Below are 16347 nucleotides of genomic sequence, written 5' to 3'. Positions count from 1 at the left end.
CGTAGTGTTCTGCGACGCGCCACGATGTCACTCCTAGTAGGTGAGAACGCGAGTGTTCGAATGGTGCCACTCGTTCGGGCGTAATCCCAATGCTGAGTGTTGCGAAGCCATCAAGTTTTCGGTCCGCGCCCGGTCGCGCGCCGGTCGCCGATCGGAAACCTGCCAGCCGACCGGGGCGAAGACGAAAGAAATTCCGCCGAACCTCCCCTGTTCGTGCGGGTTGTTGCCCGCTACTGCCGAATGGCACTCAGTCTCATGTGGTGTGTGCCACTGGTCAACAGGGAGTGCTCGACGGGCTCCGGAACATGCCTGCGAGGTCCCTGCGGACGATCACTGCTCGTACACGCAACGTGTCCGGATGGGTGCACTTGACGAGAAGTCGCCACTACCCCATCCGGCGGTCGAGCGGATATTCGCTGGTGAGCAGACTTTCGACGGGTGCCGAGCTCGCGGCGCCGAGAGCCCGAGGAGGTCCCGATGAAGCGTGCCGGCCTGCGCCGATCGGCCGCGCTGTGGATCGCAGCGGCACTGGCCGCGCTCGCCGCCGTCGCCGTCCCGGTCGCCCAGGCGCAGACCGCGGCGGCCCAGCCCTTCGCCGTGCTCCAGCTCAACCTCTGCAACAGCGGCTTCGCCGACTGCTACTCGGACGGCAAGTCGGTCGACTCGGCGATCGCCGCGATCCAGCAGCGCCGGCCGGACGTGGTGACGCTCAACGAGGTCTGCGCCCCGGACATCACCCGCATGACGCACGAAACGGGCTACCGGTGGGCGTTCACCCCGGTCGGTGACAAGGCGACCGGCAGCCCGTACGCCTGCAAGGACGGGCGCGGCGACTACGGCGTCGCCATCCTGACCAACCCCGATCTCGGGGCCGCGGGCGAGGCGGTCGCGCGGCAGTACGCCGCGCAGGACGGCGGCAACGAGCAGCGGGTGCTGCTGTGCGTGCCGTACTCCAAGGTCGCCGCGTGCACCACGCACCTGTCCGCGAGCGACGGCCAGGTCGCGGCCGAGCAGTGCCGGGAGCTCTCCGGCGTCGCGACCGCGCTCGGCGCCGAGTCGGTGATCGGCGGAGACCTGAACCTGGTGGCCGGTGGCAACCCCGACGTGCAGGGCTGCGTGCCCGACGGCTGGTACCGCACGGACGACGGCAGCGTGCAGCACGTGCTGGCGATGGACGTGTTCAGGTTCGAGCACGCCGAAACGATCCCGATCGACGGCACCGACCACCCCGGCCTGCTCGTCGCGACCACCCGCTGAAACGCGAGAGCGGTCGCCCCGGGGACCGGGACGACCGCTCGTCGGTGACCTGCCGTCAGCCCGGCGGGGCGGCGGGTGGGGCGGCGGGCGGCGCGCCGCAGTGGATGATCGGCTGCGGGTTGTAGACGGTGTGCTGGGTCTCGGTACGCACCTGGCCGGTGGTCACGTCCTTGATGGTCCGGGTGTCGTTCACCGAGAAGCCCGGCGAGCCCTTGCTCGGGCTGCACGGCTCGCCCGGCGGCACGACCTTCTCCTGCGGCTGCGTGGGATTGGTCCGCTCGCCGGTCTGCGAGGACACGTCGAACTGCTTGGTGCCCCAGAGCTGCACCGTGATCGACGACGGCGTCCAGCGGGTGGTGATCATGATCCCGCTCTTGGCGACGTTCTTGAACTTGACGTCGATGATGCTCGCGCCGTTGGGGCTCTGGAACACGGTGGCCTCGCGGCCCGCCGGGTAGCGGCTGATGTAGTAGCTGTGCGCCTTGTGCTCGACGTTCTGCATGCCCGCGAAGTACGAGGCGTTGTACAGCGTCGTGGCGAACTGCGAGATGCCGCCGCCGACGGCCCGGCCCGGGCGGCCGTTCTCGATGATCCCGGACTCGACGTAGCCCTGCGGGATCCCGCGCGGCCCGGTGTGCCCGTTGAGGCTGAAGACCTCGCCCGGCTTAATGATCGCGCCGTTGACCTGCTCGGCGGTGCGCCGGATGTTCACCCCGGACGCGGCCTCGAACCCGCCGGTGCTGAACTCGCCGACCACCTCGCGGATGCCCATCTGGTTGGCCTGGTCGGTGGTGAACTTGGCGGGCTGGTGCACGTAGATGGCCTGCACCGCGCGGTCCTGCGGCCTGCGGAGCACCTCGTCGAGCCGCTCGAAGCTCTTGTTCCAGTCGACGCCGATGCCGTCGGTGGACGGCCGGACCACCGGCGCGCCGCCTTCCAGGACGATCTCGGCGTCCTTGCCGGGCTTGATCGTGTCGGCCAGCTGCGGTTCGACGCTGCCGATCGCGGCCGGCAGGTCCACGTGGGACTTCAGCCCGCCGGCGCCGTCCGGCTCGAACCGCAGCGCAGCGGCGATCGCCGCGGGCGCCAGCGTCGCGTCCTTGCCCTGGCCGCGCACCGTCACCGGCGCGGACACCGCGGGCTGCGCCACCTCGCGCAGCGCCCGCTGAACGCCCTCGCTGGTCGTGCTGACCGGCTGCTCGGTGAAGGGCACCTGAACGGCGACGTCGTCCGCCCAGTGGGTGAGCACCTCGTCGGTGGCCCGCTGCGCGTCGATGGACTGCCCGGTGACCGGGTCGACGGCGACCGGCTTGGCGCCCTCGAACCGGATGGTGCCTTCGGCCGCGGTCCGGTCCAGCTGCGGCCGGACCTGCTCCAGCGCCTGGACCAGCTGCTCGCGGTCGCCGTGGCTGACCGGGGCGACCTCGTGCGTCGAGAACAGCGAGCCGATCCGGGTGAACGGGTTCAGCGGCTGGCTGCCCGCCTGCTGGACGGTGGCCGTCCAGTCCATCTGCAGCCCGGCCTGCTCCGGGTTGATCGTGGCGGTGCGGTCGCCGACCCGCAGCTCGACGGGCTGGTTGAGGCCCGGGCCGAGCTTCTCGCGGAGCTCCGTCTCGGCGGCGGTCTCGTCCAGGCCGCCGATGTCGACGCCGGCCACCACCGTGCCGCGCGGCACCTGGCCGCTGGTGAAGACCAGGTCACCGATGTAGAGCAGCGCCAGCGCGCCGACCACGGCGCCGGCGACGATGCCGGCGCGGATCAGGCTGCGGCGCTTCTTGTCGGCGTCGGACGGCGGCGGGGTCGCGGCGGTCCAGCCGCCGGGCTGGGCGCCGACCTGCGGGATCGCCTGGGTCTCGCCGATGCGGAACGTGGAGAAGTCGCCGGGCACCGCGGCGATCTGAGCGGTCCGCTCGGCGTCGGACTCCGGTGCCGGCTGCTGGGCCTCCGGCTTCGCGGCGCCCGACAGGTTGGGGCGGGTGCGTTCGTCGAAGTCGGCCCGCACCGGTGGGATCCGGGTGGTCTGCTCGACGCTGGTCTCCGGCTGGGCAGCGCCGGAACGTTCCGGGTCGGTGCGCATCCGTTCGGTCGACGGCTCGGCACCGCTTCGATGATCGTGGTTTTCCGGCACCGCTTCCCCTTCTCGTGTCGGTCGTGCGGTGGGGCGCGTGACGATATCGGCGGCCGGCTCCGCGAGGGAAGGCCGCGTCGACTACAGGTACAGCCCGGTGCCCTGTTCGGTGCGTTCGCTGGCCACGGCGTGCAGGTCCCGCTCCCGCATCACGAGATAGGCCTGGCCCTGGACCTCGACCTCGAACTGCTCGTCGGGGTTGAACAGCACCTGGTCTCCGACCTTCACCGTGCGCACGTGACTGCCCACGCCGAAGACCTCGCCCCACAGCAACCGCTTGGCCACCTGGGCGGTCGCCGGAATCACGATGCCGCCGCTGCTGCGGCGTTCGCCGGATTCCGGGGAGATGCGCACCATGACCCGGTCGTGCAGCATCTGGATTTCGAGCTTGGCATCGGTCACCCGAAAAGTTTACTTGCCGCCGCCCGGCGACCAACCGGCCAGGGCAGGGCTTTCCGGCCCCGCCACGGCGGATCCACCGGTGCCACCAACGGTTTCCGCTGGTCAAGTGCTCGTGAGCGGTTTGGAGTGCCATAGCACTCCAAACCGCTCACGAGCATCTACCTGCGGAAACACCAGCACGCGACGTACCCGGCGGCCCCTGTCAACACCCGGTGCGGTGATCCACCCGGGCCGCGAGATCACGCCCCGGCGTCAAGGCCGCCCATCACCAGCGGCAGCCGCTCCGGCCCGGCGGCCGTGATCTTGATCGGCACGCCCCAGTCCTGCCTGGTCAGGCGGCAGGCCGGGTGCTCGACCGACGGGTCGTCGTCGCAGCTGGCGGCCTGCGCCACCACGTGCAGCACGCCCTGCTCGATGCCCTCGGCCAGCACCAGGCGCCGCGTCAGGTCGGTGCCCACACCGGAGCCCTCGATCAGCAGTTCCGCCGGCGAAGAGGTGATCTCCAGCCTGGTCGACGGCCCGTAGCGCTCGTCCAGCTTGGTGCCCGGCGGCGGCGTGAACACCACGGCGAGCTCGACCGCACCGCTGCCGATCTCCGTGGCCGGCCGCTTGACCTGCTGCGACGCCCCCTCGACGAGGCGCGCCGCGACGCCCGGCGGGACCGGCCGCTCGAGCCGGTGCGCGGCGGAGGCGACCACGACGAGCTCCCCGTCCACCACGGCCGCGCCGGAGGGCTCCGCGACATCGGTGGCCAGCGTCGACACCTCGCCGGTCGCCGGCTCGTAGCGCCGGACGGCGCCGTTGTAGGTGTCGCAGACCGCGACCGAACCGTCGGGCAGGACCGCGACGCCGAGCGGGTGCTGGAGCAGCGCCTTCTCGGCGGGGCCGTCGGCGTGGCCGAAGTCGAACAGCCCGGTGCCGACGGCCGTGCGCACCGCGAAGCCATCGCCCGCGGCCTCGACCCAGCGCAGCGCGGAGGTCTCGGAGTCGGCCAGCCAGAGCCGGTCGCCGCCGTCGGCCAGCCCGGACGGCTGCGCGAAGAACGCCTCCTCGGCGGCGCCGTCGCGCAGGCCCTCGACCGTCGTCCCGGCGAACCGCCGGACCTCGCCGGCGACCGGGTCGAACAGGCCGAGCGTGTGGTTGCCCGCCATCGCGATCACGACGCTGCCGGCCGGTTCCCACCAGGCGACGTCCCAGGGGCTGGTCAGCGGCGTCTCCAGCGCGGGTCCGCCGTCGGAGCCGTCGCGCCACTGCTCGCCGGTCCCGGCCAGGGTGGTGACCTCGCCGTCCGCGAGCCGGACACCGCGCAGCAGGTGGTTGACGGTGTCGGCGACCACGACGTCGTAGCCGACCTGCTCGGCGACGTGCTGCGGCAGCAGCGCGAGACCGGCGGGCTCGGAGAACTCGGCATCGGCGCCGTCCGCGCGACCGCGCCGACCGGCGCCGATGCGGCGCACCACGGTCTCGCCGTCGGCGGCGAACTCGACCAGCGAGTGGTTCGCGGAGTCGGACACCAGCAGGTTCCCGCTCGGCAGGGCGATGACCTTGCCGGGGAAGCGGAGCGTGGTCTCGGGCGCCTCCGGCGGCACGTACGGGCCGTTCCCGCGGTGCAGCGTGCCCTTGGCCTCGTGCTCGGCGATGATCTCGGTGATCACGCTGCGCAGCGCCTCGACGTGCCCCTCACCAGCGGCGACGTGCACGACGTAGCCCTCTGGATCGACGACGACCAGCGTCGGCCACGCCTTGACGGCGTAGTTCTGCCAGGTGGTCAGCTCCGGGTCGTCGAGCACCGGGTGGTGCACGGCGTAGCGCTCGACGGCGGCGACCAGCGCGTCCGGATCGGCCTCGTGCTCGAACTTCGGCGAGTGCACGCCGACGGTGACGACCTCCTCGGCGAACTCGGCCTCCAAGGGCCGCAGCTCGTCGAGCACGTGCAAGCAGTTGATGCAGCAGAACGTCCAGAAATCGAGCAGGACGACACGGCCACGCAGGTCGGCGAGCTTGATCTGCTTTCCGCCGGTGTTCAACCACTGGCGGCCCACGAACTCGGGCGCACGGACACGGGCACGGCGTTTCTGCTGCTCAACACTCACGTCCGCAGTCAACAACACAGGGTCGGGCGGTGTTCCTCAGGGTCCGGTCGCACGAGCCGATGCCCACTCGCCAGACGAATCACGACCACGGGAGGGCGGATGGAGCAACAGTCACTCGCCCCCGGAGGTAGGACCAACCGCGTCACGCCGTGTCGCATCAGCCGAAGCGGAACGAGCCGATCACGCCCAGCCCGCTGAGCACGCCGACGACCGTCAGCAGCAGGCACCCGACGATGGCCGACATCAGCCACGCTCGGCGTCGCGACGTCGCGACGAACGCGATGCCGAGCGCCGCCCAGAGCAGGCCTTCGACGAAGAACCACGGCTCGTTCAGCAGCAGGTCTTGCAGGTCGGCGACCTGCCGGTCGAACGACCGCCATAGGCTCGGCGGAAGCTGCGTCGGGTGAACGCCGGTCAGGCTGAGCACCCGCAGCGTGCTCATGACCAGTGCATGCATGCAGCAGCCGACGGCCCCGATCCAGCCGAGCACCGGCAATGCCCGTCGCAGAGCGCCTACCCGCACCGCGACGAGCGGCAACAGGGCGGCGAACAGGATGATCGCGGCACCGAAGGCGTTGATAGCGCGGAACTCGGCGCTGGAGACCGGCCGGCCGATCATGCCGACGGTGCGGCCCGCCGCGTAATACGCCCGGTAGCAGGCGTAGGCGAACCCCCACAGCGCGAGAGCGACAACGATTCCCCGCGGCGAGCCTGGTCGAGAGATCGTGGTCTCAACCGCCCGATCACGGTTTCGTGCTGCCGGCTCCACAATGCGGGGCATCCTGGGCCCTTTCTCCCATGGTCACCGGCGCTGGAACAGGCACGTCCCCGCGCCGGTGACTTCGGCTGCGGCTTGTGATTCTCGCGCAACGATGTTGAGAGACCACCAAGGAAGCGCAAACAGGGCAAAAGCGACGCATGGTCCGCTGACCCTCCATCGCGCCGCCCGGTGTTCCGACGGGTGCGGTCACCCGAGTCGCGCCTCACTCCTCGGACCGGTCAGCCCCGGGTCCACGAAGGCCACCACCGCGGGACGTGGTCGACGCACTCGGCGAGCTGGTCCGGCTCGGCCCAGTAGAAGTACACCGTCCCGACCTCCGCGTAGAACGCCGCCGCGACGACCAGCGCGATGCCGGCGCCGGCCACCGCCAGCGGGTGCCGGAGCCGGCGCGCGGCGGCGCAGATCAGCGGGAATGCCACCGCGAACACGACGAGGTTGAGCACGAACAGCACCGGCACCGACAGCATCAGTGCGGCCCCGTAGCGCTCGGCGTCGGCGAGGCAGGCAGCCCACGCCGCGCCGACGACGAAGTACTCGGCCGCCGTCAGGAGCGGCACTAGGACCGCGGCCGCGAGCAGGCCTGGGCCCGCACCCTTCCCGGACCTGCGCTCGGGAGCGCGCTGCTGATCAGCACTCACGCACGAAGTCAACAGCACGCCGCCGGGCGGAGTGGGCGGATTGGACCAACCCGCCCGGCCGCGGATCAGAGGCGGTTGCGGTCGCGGACGTAGAAGGCGGTGGCCGCCAAGGTGGGGACCAGGGCGCCGACCAGGACGATGACGGCTTCCATTCGCGACTCCTCTTCGCGCGCGACGACGGTTCGCCGAGGAACCCGGGAATAACGCCGGGTTCGACCGGTTTGAAGTGGTGAGGTGGGCGAGATGCCCGATAACGGCGGGTGTGCCGGAATTGGAAAGCCCCGCGATGCTGCCAGGTCGGGGGTCCGACAGCACCGCGGGGTCATCCTGCATATCGACACCCGACGGCTTCCCGTTACAGACATGTCGACATGTGTCTCAGGTCACCCTGATCCGACCCGAACCAGCGATCCCATCAGCCTTTATACAGCTATCTAGCAACTGATCTAGATAGGCCTAGAAAGACGTAGCGGCGGGCCGCCCACTAGGGGACATCTCCGGGAGAACACCCGATGAGCTGCGAAGATCCACGCAGCACACTCCGAGGTGATCACCTCTCGGAAGGGTCCGCCACATGCGCGAGCAACCCGCCGCCCTGCGGAGCTCGATCCTGCTCTGGCTGATCGCCGTGGGTGCCGGCGTCGTCGAAACGCTGATCCACGTCGTCCAGGCGCCGGCCGGCCCGCTGCTGCTGCAGGCCGCGGTCCGGATGCTCATCTACGCCGCCATCGCCGCCCTGGTGTTCCGGCTCCGCAGCGGCGAGAACTGGGTGCGCGTCGTGCTGGCCGTGCTGCTCGGCGGGATCGGGATGCTGAGCATGGTCGGGCCGCCGCTCGTCTCGGCGCTGACCGGCGGCGGGATCGCCCCGCCCGCGGACGCCTGGCAGCTCGCCTTCCTCCTGGTCCGCGCGCTGCACGTGATCGCCGTGGTCGGCGCGCTGGTGGCGATGTTCCGGCCGAGCGCCAACCGGTTCTGCCGGCCTATTCCTGCGTGAGCAGGTAGCGGCCGAAGTGCGGGACGGTGAACGCGATCAGGCCGCGTTCGCCCGAGTACACCAGGCCCTTCTTGATCAGGCTGTCGCGCGCCGGGGACAGCGAGGACGGGCGGCGCTCCAGGTACTCCGCGATGGACGCCGTCGGCGCCGGCTCGTCGCGGCCCTCGACCAGCTCCGCCATCGCCCGCAGGTATTCGCGCTCGGCGGGCGTGGCCCGCTCGTAGCGGGAGCCGAAGAAGCCGACCGCGAGCTCCGTCTCCGCCTCCGGCGCCGCCAGCCGCACGTCCTCGTCGCCGATCTCCGCGCGCACCGCCGCGTCCCAGGTCGCCTTGCCGTAGGACTGCACGAAGTACGGGTAGCCGCCGGAGATCGTGAACAGGGCGTCCAGGGCGGCCGGGGTGATCTCGGCGTCCTCGCGCTCGATGGGCGCGACGACGGCGCGGTCGGCTTCCGAACGGGCCAGCCGGTCGATCCGCACGTACCGGAACAGCCGCTCGGAGTAGGACTTGCTCGCCGACAGCACGGCGGGCAGGTGCGGCAGCCCCGCGCCGACGACCACCAGCGGCGCGCCGGACTGGGACAGCTCGTGGCAGGCGGCGCACAGCGCCGAGACGTCGGCGGGCTGCACGTCCTGCATCTCGTCGATCAGCAGCGCGATGCCGGTGCCGACGTCCGCGGCCAGCTCGGCGACCTCGGTGAACAGCTCGACCAGGTCGATCTCGATGTCCCCGGAGTCGGCCCGGCCCTGGGCGGCGGGCACGTCGATGCCCGGCTGCCAGCGGTCCCGCAGCTTCGCGCCGTCCGGGTTCGCCTTCAGCACGAACGCCTTCAGGACGGCGAGCACCTCCTCGACGCGGTCCGGGGCGCGGTGCCGGACGGCGAGATCGCGGATCGCGCGGTGCAGCGCCGCGGACAGCGGGCGCCGCAGCCCGGCCTCCGGGCGGGCCTCCACCTTGCCCGCGCCCCAGCCGCGCTTGACCGCCATCGAGCGCAGCTCGCCGAGCAGCACCGTCTTGCCGACGCCACGCAGGCCGGTGAGCACGAGGCTGCGCTCCGGGCGACCGCGCGCGACTCGTTCGAGCACGACGTCGAAGGCGTCGACCTCGCGATCCCGGCCGGCCAGTTCGGGCGGTCGCTGTCCGGCGCCGGGGGCGAAGGGGTTGCGGACCGGGTCCATTCCTCGGACTTTATCCAGTCGTCTAGCGCTGATTCGATATTCGGCGAGAAACCGCGATGGGCGTGTTCCCGTCGACTCGACGAATATCGGTCTGTCCAGGCAAGACACTAGATGGAGCGATACTCGCGAATCCTGCTGGTCGCCGGCCTGTGATCTTCGGCCGGGTCTGCTGCGGCGGCCGCTCCGAGCACCGAGGATCTGGCCATGGCTACGGAGTCCTGGCGAGAGCCGCTGTCCGAAGCGCTGGGCGCGCTCGGCGTCGATCGCGATCCCACCGAACTGGCCGTGACGGGCGGCCTCGGGCACCTCGGATCCCGGCTGCCGGTGGAAGACACCGCGATCGCCTGCGTCGGCGCGGCGCTGCTCGCGTCGACCCGGCGGCCCGTCGAGCTCGCGACCGGGCACGTCGCCGCCGCGATGCGCAGCGAGGCGCACCTCCGGCTCGACGGCGAGCCGCCGCTGGACGGCTTCGCGCCGATGTCGCGGTTCTGGCGGACCGCGGACGGCTGGGTACGCACGCACGGCAACTACCCCTGGCACCGCGAAGCGCTGGTGCGCGCGCTCGGCACGCCCGATGACGTCGCGGCCGTGGCGTCGGCGATCGGGGAACTCCCGACGCGCGAGGCGGAATCACGCGTGGTCGAGGCCGGTGGGATCGCCGCCGCCGTGCGCACTCCGCAGGAATGGCTGGCCGAGCCGCCGGGTCGGGCCGTCGCGGCGCAGCCGCTCGTCGGGACGAGCCGGATCGGCGACGCCGCGCCGAGGAGCAGGGGAGACCGGCTCCGGGTGCTCGACCTGACTCGGGTGATCGCCGGGCCGGTGTGCACCCGCTTCCTCGCAGCGCTCGGCGCGGACGTGCTGCGCATCGACCCGCCGCACCGCCCGGAACGCCCCGGCAGCTACGACACGCTGCTCGACAAGCGCACCGCCATGCTCGACGCCGGTACGCCGGAAGGCCTTGCGCTGCTTCACGAACTGCTGGCCGGGGCCGATGTGCTCGTGCACGGCTACCGGCCGGGCGCGCTCCGCCGCTTCGGGCTCGGCGCCGAGGAGCTCGCCGAACGGCATCCGGGCCTGGTGGTGGTCTCGCTGTCGGCCTGGGGAACGGCCGGGCCGTGGGGCGAGCGGCGCGGTTTCGACAGCATCGTGCAGGCGGCCTCCGGAATCGCCACCATCGAGTCCACATCGGACGGACCGGGCGCGCTGCCCTGCCAGCTGCTCGACCACGGCACCGGCTACCTCTGCGCGGCGGCGGTGCTCGACGGCCTGCGGCGGCAGTCCGAGGCGGGCGGCACCTGGCTCCGCGAACTCTCCCTGGCCCGGACCGCGCACTGGCTCTCGGCCGACCGCGCGCGGAACGTCCGCCGGTCCCGGCGGGCGCCGAGCCCTGGCTGACCGAACTCGACTCGCCGGACGGCCGGATCACCGCGGTCGCCCCGCCCGGCCGGATCGACGGAAGACCCCTGACCTGGCACACCATCCACGCCTACGGCACCGACGAACCCCGCTGGTGACGAACCCCGGAATCCCCGATCCCGCCCGAAACCAGAAGATTCGCACCCCAGCTCTGGAGATCCCCGATCTTGGCCAAGAACCCGTTTCGAAATGGCTCCACCCGGCTCGCGCCCGACGCCTGACACCGATGGCGATTTCGCGCGAAATCCCCACACCACGCCCGGGGCGGCCACGTCCCACACGTGCCTGCGCACCACGCTGAAACGCCCCTGGAAGATCCGTGCCCTCCCGGCTGCCGGGCACTCCCGGCCTGGCGTTGGGCCTTCCCGATTTCGCCTGGAATCGGGGGGGGTCCGTGCCAGGTGTGCGTCGGTCAGCGTTCGAGGATGGCCGTCATGCCTTGGCCGCCCGCCGCGCAGATCGAGATCAGGCCCCGGCCCGAGCCCTTCTCCGCGAGCAGCTTCGCCAGGGTCGCGACGATCCGGCCGCCCGTTGCCGCGAACGGGTGGCCCGCCGCCAGGGACGAGCCGTTGACGTTGAGCTTCGCCGGGTCGATCTCGCCCACCGGCTCGGCCCGGCCGAGCCGGTCCTTGCAGAACTCCGGGTCCTGCCAGGCCTTCAGGGTCGCCAGCACCTGCGAGGCGAACGCCTCGTGCACCTCGTAGAAGTCGAAGTCGCCCAGCCCCAGGCCCGTCCGGTCGAGCAGCTTCGGCACCGCATAGGCCGGGGCCATCAGCAGGCCGTCGTCGCCGCTGACGTGGTCGACCGCGCCGGACACCACCTCGCCGAGGTAGGCCAGCACCGGCAGCCGCCGCTGCTCAGCCCACTCCTCGCTGGCGAGCAGCACGGTGGACGCGCCGTCGGTCAGCGGCGTCGAGTTGCCCGCCGTCATGGTCGCGCCCTCGCCGCGGCCGAACACCGGCTTGAGCTTGGCGAGCTTCTCCACCGAGCTGTCCGGCCGCAGGTTCTGGTCCCGGGCCTGGCCCTGGAAGGACGTGATCAGGTCGTCGAAGAAGCCGCGGTCGTAGGCGGCGGCGAGCCGCTGGTGGCTGCGCGCGGCCAGCTCGTCCTGCTCCTCGCGACCGATCTCCCAGGCCAGCGCGGTCTTCGCGGCGTGCTCGCCCATCGAAAGCCCGGTGCGGGGTTCGGCGTTGCGCGGGATCTCCGGCACGACGTGCTGCGGCCGGACGCCGGCCAGCGCCTTCAACCGGCCGGCCGCGGACCTGGCGTGGTTGGCCCGCAGCAGGACGCGGCGCAGGTCCTCGTTGACCGCGATCGGCGCGTCGCTGGCCGAGTCGACGCCGCCGGCGATGCCGACGTCGAGCTGGCCGAGGGCGATCTTGTTCGCCACCGACACCACGCTCTCCAGCCCGGTCGCGCAGGCCATCTGCACGTCGTGGGCGGGCGTGCGCGGGTCGAGCCTGGAGCCCAGCACGGTCTCGCGCGCCAGGTTGAAGTCGCGGCTGTGCTTCAGCACCGCCCCGGCGACGAACTCGCCGAGCCGTTCGCCCTGCAGCCCGAACCGCGCGATCAGCCCGTCCAGGGCCGCGGTGAGCATGTCCTGGTTGGAGGCGCGGGCGTAGGGGCCGCCGGACCGGGCGAACGGAATCCGGTTGCCGCCGATGATCGCTACTCGCCGAACGGTGGCCATGGCCTGACTCCCTAGTTGATGCGATGCTCTCTGGCAACCTAACTTACCCGCGGGTAGGTTAGACGTCGAGCGAACTTCGCGCCCCAAACCCGCTGGAGTGTCCACATGGCCGACCGGTACCAGCAGTTCACCCTGTCCCCGATCGGGCGGCAGGTCGTCAAGCGGCTCGGCCTGCCCGCGCCGACGCCGCTGCGCCGCTACCGTCCCGGCGACCCCGTGGTCAGCGGCCCGGTGCTGGTCGGCGCCGCGCCCGGCGGACGGCTCGGCGACGCGATCGCGACGACGCTCGAGGACGTTCACGCCCAGGCCCACCAGACACCGGCCGAGGGCGAGCGCTACTCGGGGCTGATCTTCGACGCGACCGGCATCGAGAGCAGCGAGCAGCTGCGCGAGCTGCGCGAGTTCTTCGGCCCGACTATCCGCCAGACCGACCGCTGCGGCCGGGTGATCGTGCTCGGCGCACCGCCTGAAGAGCAGCAGGACCCACGCGCGCACACCGCGCAGCGCGCGCTCGAAGGCTTCGTTCGCTCGGCGGGCAAGGAACTCAAGCGCGGCGCGACCGCGCAGCTGGTCTACGTCGCCAGGGGAGCAGAGGACGCGCTCGACTCGACGCTGCGGTTCCTGCTCTCGTCGAAGTCCGCGTACGTCTCCGGGCAGGTGATCCGGATCGGCCCGGCGGAAGTGCCGGAGGTCGACCGGAAGAGCCCGCTGCACGACAAGATCGCCCTGGTCACCGGCGCATCGCGGGGCATCGGCGAGGCGATCGCGGAGACCCTCGCGCGCGACGGCGCACACGTGGTGTGCCTGGACGTGCCCGCGCAGGGCGGCGACCTCGCCAAGGTCGCCAACCGCATCGGCGGCTCGACGCTGCAGCTGGACATCACCGCCGACGACGCGCCCAACCGGATCGAGGAGCACTTCGCGCAGCGCCACGGCGGGCTGGACGTCGTGGTGCACAACGCGGGCATCACGCGGGACAAGACGATCGGCCGGATGACGTCGCAACAGTGGGACGCGGTGCTCGCGGTGAACCTGACCGCCCAGGAGCGGATCAACGAACTACTGCTCGCCGACGGCTCGCCGCTGCGGCCCGGCGGGCGGATCATCGGCGTCGCCTCGATCAGCGGCATCGCGGGCAACGTCGGGCAGGGCAACTACGCGGCGTCCAAGGCCGGCGTGATCGGGCACGTGCGGTCCACCGCCGGGATCGCGGCGAGCCGCGGCGCCACCATCAACGCGGTCGCGCCGGGCTTCATCGAGACCAAGATGACCGCGGCCATCCCGCTGTTCGTGCGCGAGGCGGGCCGCCGGATGAACAGCATGTCCCAGGGCGGGCTGCCGGTGGACGTCGCGGAGACCATCGCCTGGTTCGCCGACCCGGCGTCGGCCGGGGTGAACGGCAACGTGGTCCGGGTCTGCGGCCAGAGCCTCCTCGGCGCCTGATCCACTCGACGGAACGGAAACCCCGCGATGCCGGAACTGAGCACTGCACCGAAGCTTTCCGCGCTGTACCTCAAGGCGGTCGCGACCGGGCCGACCCGGCGCGGCGACAGCCTGCCGGACACCGAGTACCTGCGCCGCGACATCGAGATCGACCGCGATCGGCTCGCCGAGTACGACCGGGTGTGCGGGTTCGGGCTGCGCGACGAGCTCCCGATCACCTACCCGCACGTGCTGTCGTTCCCGCTGTCGGTGCGGCTGATGACCGATCCGGGTTTCCCGTTCCCGCTGGTCGGGCTGGTGCACGTGGCCAACACGATCCGCCAGGAGCGCCCGCTGCTGGTCACCGACGTGCTGACGCAGCGGGTCCGGGTGGCCGACCTGCGCCCGCACCCGAAGGGACGGCAGTTCGACGTCATCACGGAGACCAGCGCGGGCGACGAGGTGGTGTGGCGGGAGGTCAGCACCTACCTCCGGCGCGGCGGCGCGCCGGAGCACGGCGAGGCGGCGGAGCGGTCCGCGGCGTCGGAGCCGGCCGGGGAGCCGATGGCGACCTGGCGGGTGGCGGGCGACACCGGGCGGCGGTATGCGGCGGTTTCCGGGGACCGCAACCCGATCCACCTGCATCCGCTGACCGCCAAGGCTTTCGGGTTCCCGCGGGCGATCGCGCACGGCATGTGGTCGAAGGCCCGCTGCCTGGCGGCGTTCGCGGAGCGGCTGCCGGACGCGTACTCGGTGGACGTCGAGTTCCGCAAGCCGCTACTACTCCCGTCCACAGTGGACTTCACGCTGAGCAGGCCGGACGAGGGCTGGAACTTCGCCCTCCACGCCCGCTCCGGAAAACCCCACCTGCTCGGCCGGATCCGCTGACGCCCGCGGACCGCTAGGAGCCTGGCGTCCAGGAGCGGCCTTCGACGAGGTCGCCGAAGCCCATCCAGACCATGTTCATCAGGCGCATCGCCATCCCCTCGGCGGTGTGCTCGGGATGCTGGAACCACCACTCCACCAGCGACTCGCCGGCCCCGACCAGGGCCACCGCGAACGGCTCGGTCTGCTCCGCCTGCATCGGCTGCGCCGATCCGGCGGTCGCCTGCGCCAGCAGCGCCGCGATCAGGCTGGTCGCCCGCTCCCGCCACTCCACCAGCTCCGAGACGAACGGCTCGCCCTGCAGGTTCGCCTGCCGGTGCAGCACCGTCCAGCCCGCCTGGTTGTGGTGCACGTACTCGAAGAACACCTGCAGGCCGCGCCACAGCTGCTCGTCCGGGCTGAGCCCGGCTTCGACGGCCGTGCTGATCGCCTCGATCAGCCGGGCCGCCTCCCGCCGGATGCAGGCGACGAACAGCTCGTCCTTGGCACCGAGGTAGGCGTAGAGCATCGGCTTGGAGATGCCCGCGACCTCAGAGATCTCGTCCATCGACGCGGTGTGGAAGCCGTGCGTGGCGAACACCTCGACCGCGGCGTCCAGGATCTGCCGCTCGCGAACCGCCCGCGGCAGGCGCCGCGACCGGGGGCGGCCGTTGTCCTGACGATCGACCATCTCACCTCTTACGCTGGTCTTTTCCGGTCAGGCTAGATCAGATCCGATCCGCTGCACCCGCTTGCCTTCGAACCTACTCGAACGTAGTCTTACTCACGAGTAGGTAATGGAGGTGGCACCGATGCCCCAACCCGAGACCGACCCGATCGCGGCCCTCGGCGAGGTCGACCCCAAGAAGGTCGGCAAGGAAGAGTTCGTCGCGCTGCTCGAAGCCGCCTCCGAGATCGCCGGCAGCGGCACCCCGGTCGACCTGAGCGCGCTGCGGCCGGAGCAGTTCGCGCGGCTGATCTCGCGCGCCTCCGACGCCCAGATCGAAGCCGTGATGGAGCGCCCCGAACTGCGCGAACGCATCCTAGACGAGGTGTTCCGGCGGATGGGCGAGCACTACAAGGCCGAGAAGGCCAGCTCGATCGAGGCCGTGGTGCGGTGGCGGATCGGCACCGAAGACGACCTGCTGCGCTACGAATGCGTGCTGGCCGACGGCCAGTGCACCGTGAGCAAGGACCCGCGGCACGAGCCGCGGGTGACGATCACGACGCCCCCGGCGGATTTCCTGAAACTGGCCTCCGGCAACGCCTCGGCGCCCATGCTGTTCATGAAGGGCAAGCTCAAGGTTGCCGGCGATCTCGGCTTCGCCGCCGGGCTGACGAAACTCTTCCAGATCCCCAAGGCCTGAGGCTCGCCCGGCCCGGCAGTACGGTCGGCGGTGCCGGTTGCGAGGACGGGCCGAGCGGCTGCGCCGCCTCGAGGACGAAGAACCAGAGCAGACAGGCGCCGAGCAGCCGGGTCGGCTG

General features: G+C 71.5%; 14 protein-coding genes. 6 read left to right on the top strand and 8 right to left on the bottom strand.

The genetic code is table 11. The features are described 5' to 3' along the window. The first annotated feature begins 477 nt into the window (after positions 1-477). Positions 478-1257: an endonuclease/exonuclease/phosphatase family protein gene (locus BLW84_RS03060; protein WP_093260972.1), complete on the top strand. Its 780-nt coding sequence runs from the start codon at positions 478-480 to the stop codon at positions 1255-1257. Positions 1258-1312: 55 nt separating this feature from the next. Here the strand turns inward: BLW84_RS03060 and BLW84_RS03055 are convergent, their stop codons facing one another. From BLW84_RS03055 to BLW84_RS03035, 5 genes are all read right to left on the bottom strand, one after another. After that, positions 1313-3385, bottom strand: a complete 2073-nt coding sequence (locus BLW84_RS03055) for a VanW family protein (RefSeq protein WP_093260970.1) — start codon at positions 3383-3385, stop codon at positions 1313-1315. 81 nt (positions 3386-3466) lie between these two features. Beyond that, positions 3467-3787: a GroES family chaperonin gene (locus tag BLW84_RS03050; RefSeq protein WP_093260968.1), complete on the bottom strand. Its 321-nt coding sequence runs from the start codon at positions 3785-3787 to the stop codon at positions 3467-3469. Positions 3788-4026: 239 nt separating this feature from the next. Beyond that, a complete protein-coding gene (locus BLW84_RS03045; RefSeq protein ID WP_093260966.1) occupies positions 4027-5880 on the bottom strand; it encodes an NHL domain-containing thioredoxin family protein in 1854 nt (617 codons plus the stop codon). A gap of 157 nt (positions 5881-6037) precedes the next feature. After that, positions 6038-6661, bottom strand: coding sequence for a hypothetical protein (locus BLW84_RS03040; protein WP_143060848.1), 624 nt, complete (start codon positions 6659-6661; stop codon positions 6038-6040). A gap of 218 nt (positions 6662-6879) precedes the next feature. After that, positions 6880-7299 (bottom strand): hypothetical protein, encoded by a 420-nt coding sequence (locus BLW84_RS03035; protein ID WP_143060847.1) that lies wholly within the window; start codon positions 7297-7299, stop codon positions 6880-6882. A gap of 574 nt (positions 7300-7873) precedes the next feature. Between BLW84_RS03035 and BLW84_RS03030 the strand changes: the two genes are divergently transcribed. Continuing rightward, positions 7874-8293, top strand: a complete 420-nt coding sequence (locus BLW84_RS03030; RefSeq protein ID WP_093260960.1) for a hypothetical protein — start codon at positions 7874-7876, stop codon at positions 8291-8293. Here BLW84_RS03030 and BLW84_RS03025 read toward each other — a convergent pair. Next, positions 8280-9470, bottom strand: coding sequence for an ATP-binding protein (locus tag BLW84_RS03025; RefSeq protein ID WP_093260958.1), 1191 nt, complete (start codon positions 9468-9470; stop codon positions 8280-8282). The genes BLW84_RS03030 and BLW84_RS03025 overlap by 14 nt on opposite strands. A 204-nt stretch (positions 9471-9674) precedes the next feature. On the opposite strand from BLW84_RS03025, the gene BLW84_RS03020 reads away from it, so the two are divergent. Continuing rightward, positions 9675-10865 (top strand): CoA transferase, encoded by a 1191-nt coding sequence (locus tag BLW84_RS03020; RefSeq protein WP_093260955.1) that lies wholly within the window; start codon positions 9675-9677, stop codon positions 10863-10865. Between the two features lie 433 nt (positions 10866-11298). Here the strand turns inward: BLW84_RS03020 and BLW84_RS03015 are convergent, their stop codons facing one another. Then, positions 11299-12576 (bottom strand): acetyl-CoA C-acetyltransferase, encoded by a 1278-nt coding sequence (locus BLW84_RS03015; protein WP_093260953.1) that lies wholly within the window; start codon positions 12574-12576, stop codon positions 11299-11301. A gap of 105 nt (positions 12577-12681) precedes the next feature. Between BLW84_RS03015 and BLW84_RS03010 the strand changes: the two genes are divergently transcribed. Further along, positions 12682-14019, top strand: coding sequence for a 3-oxoacyl-ACP reductase (locus BLW84_RS03010; RefSeq protein ID WP_093260951.1), 1338 nt, complete (start codon positions 12682-12684; stop codon positions 14017-14019). A gap of 27 nt (positions 14020-14046) precedes the next feature. Beyond that, a complete protein-coding gene (locus BLW84_RS03005) occupies positions 14047-14886 on the top strand; it encodes a MaoC/PaaZ C-terminal domain-containing protein (RefSeq protein ID WP_093260949.1) in 840 nt (279 codons plus the stop codon). A gap of 13 nt (positions 14887-14899) precedes the next feature. Here the strand turns inward: BLW84_RS03005 and BLW84_RS03000 are convergent, their stop codons facing one another. After that, on the bottom strand, positions 14900-15553 hold the full coding sequence (locus BLW84_RS03000) for a TetR/AcrR family transcriptional regulator (RefSeq protein ID WP_093260947.1): 654 nt from the start codon (positions 15551-15553) through the stop codon (positions 14900-14902). A gap of 121 nt (positions 15554-15674) precedes the next feature. Between BLW84_RS03000 and BLW84_RS02995 the strand changes: the two genes are divergently transcribed. Beyond that, entirely contained in the window at positions 15675-16229 is a 555-nt protein-coding gene (locus BLW84_RS02995; protein ID WP_245760891.1) for an SCP2 sterol-binding domain-containing protein, read from the top strand. Positions 16230-16347: the final 118 nt, after the last annotated feature.

The organism is Saccharopolyspora shandongensis (genome assembly GCF_900106995.1).
Classification (GTDB): domain Bacteria; phylum Actinomycetota; class Actinomycetes; order Mycobacteriales; family Pseudonocardiaceae; genus Saccharopolyspora; species Saccharopolyspora shandongensis.
The sequence above is the reverse complement of the archived record's forward strand: the minus strand, read 5'-3'. Positions and strand labels throughout refer to the sequence as shown.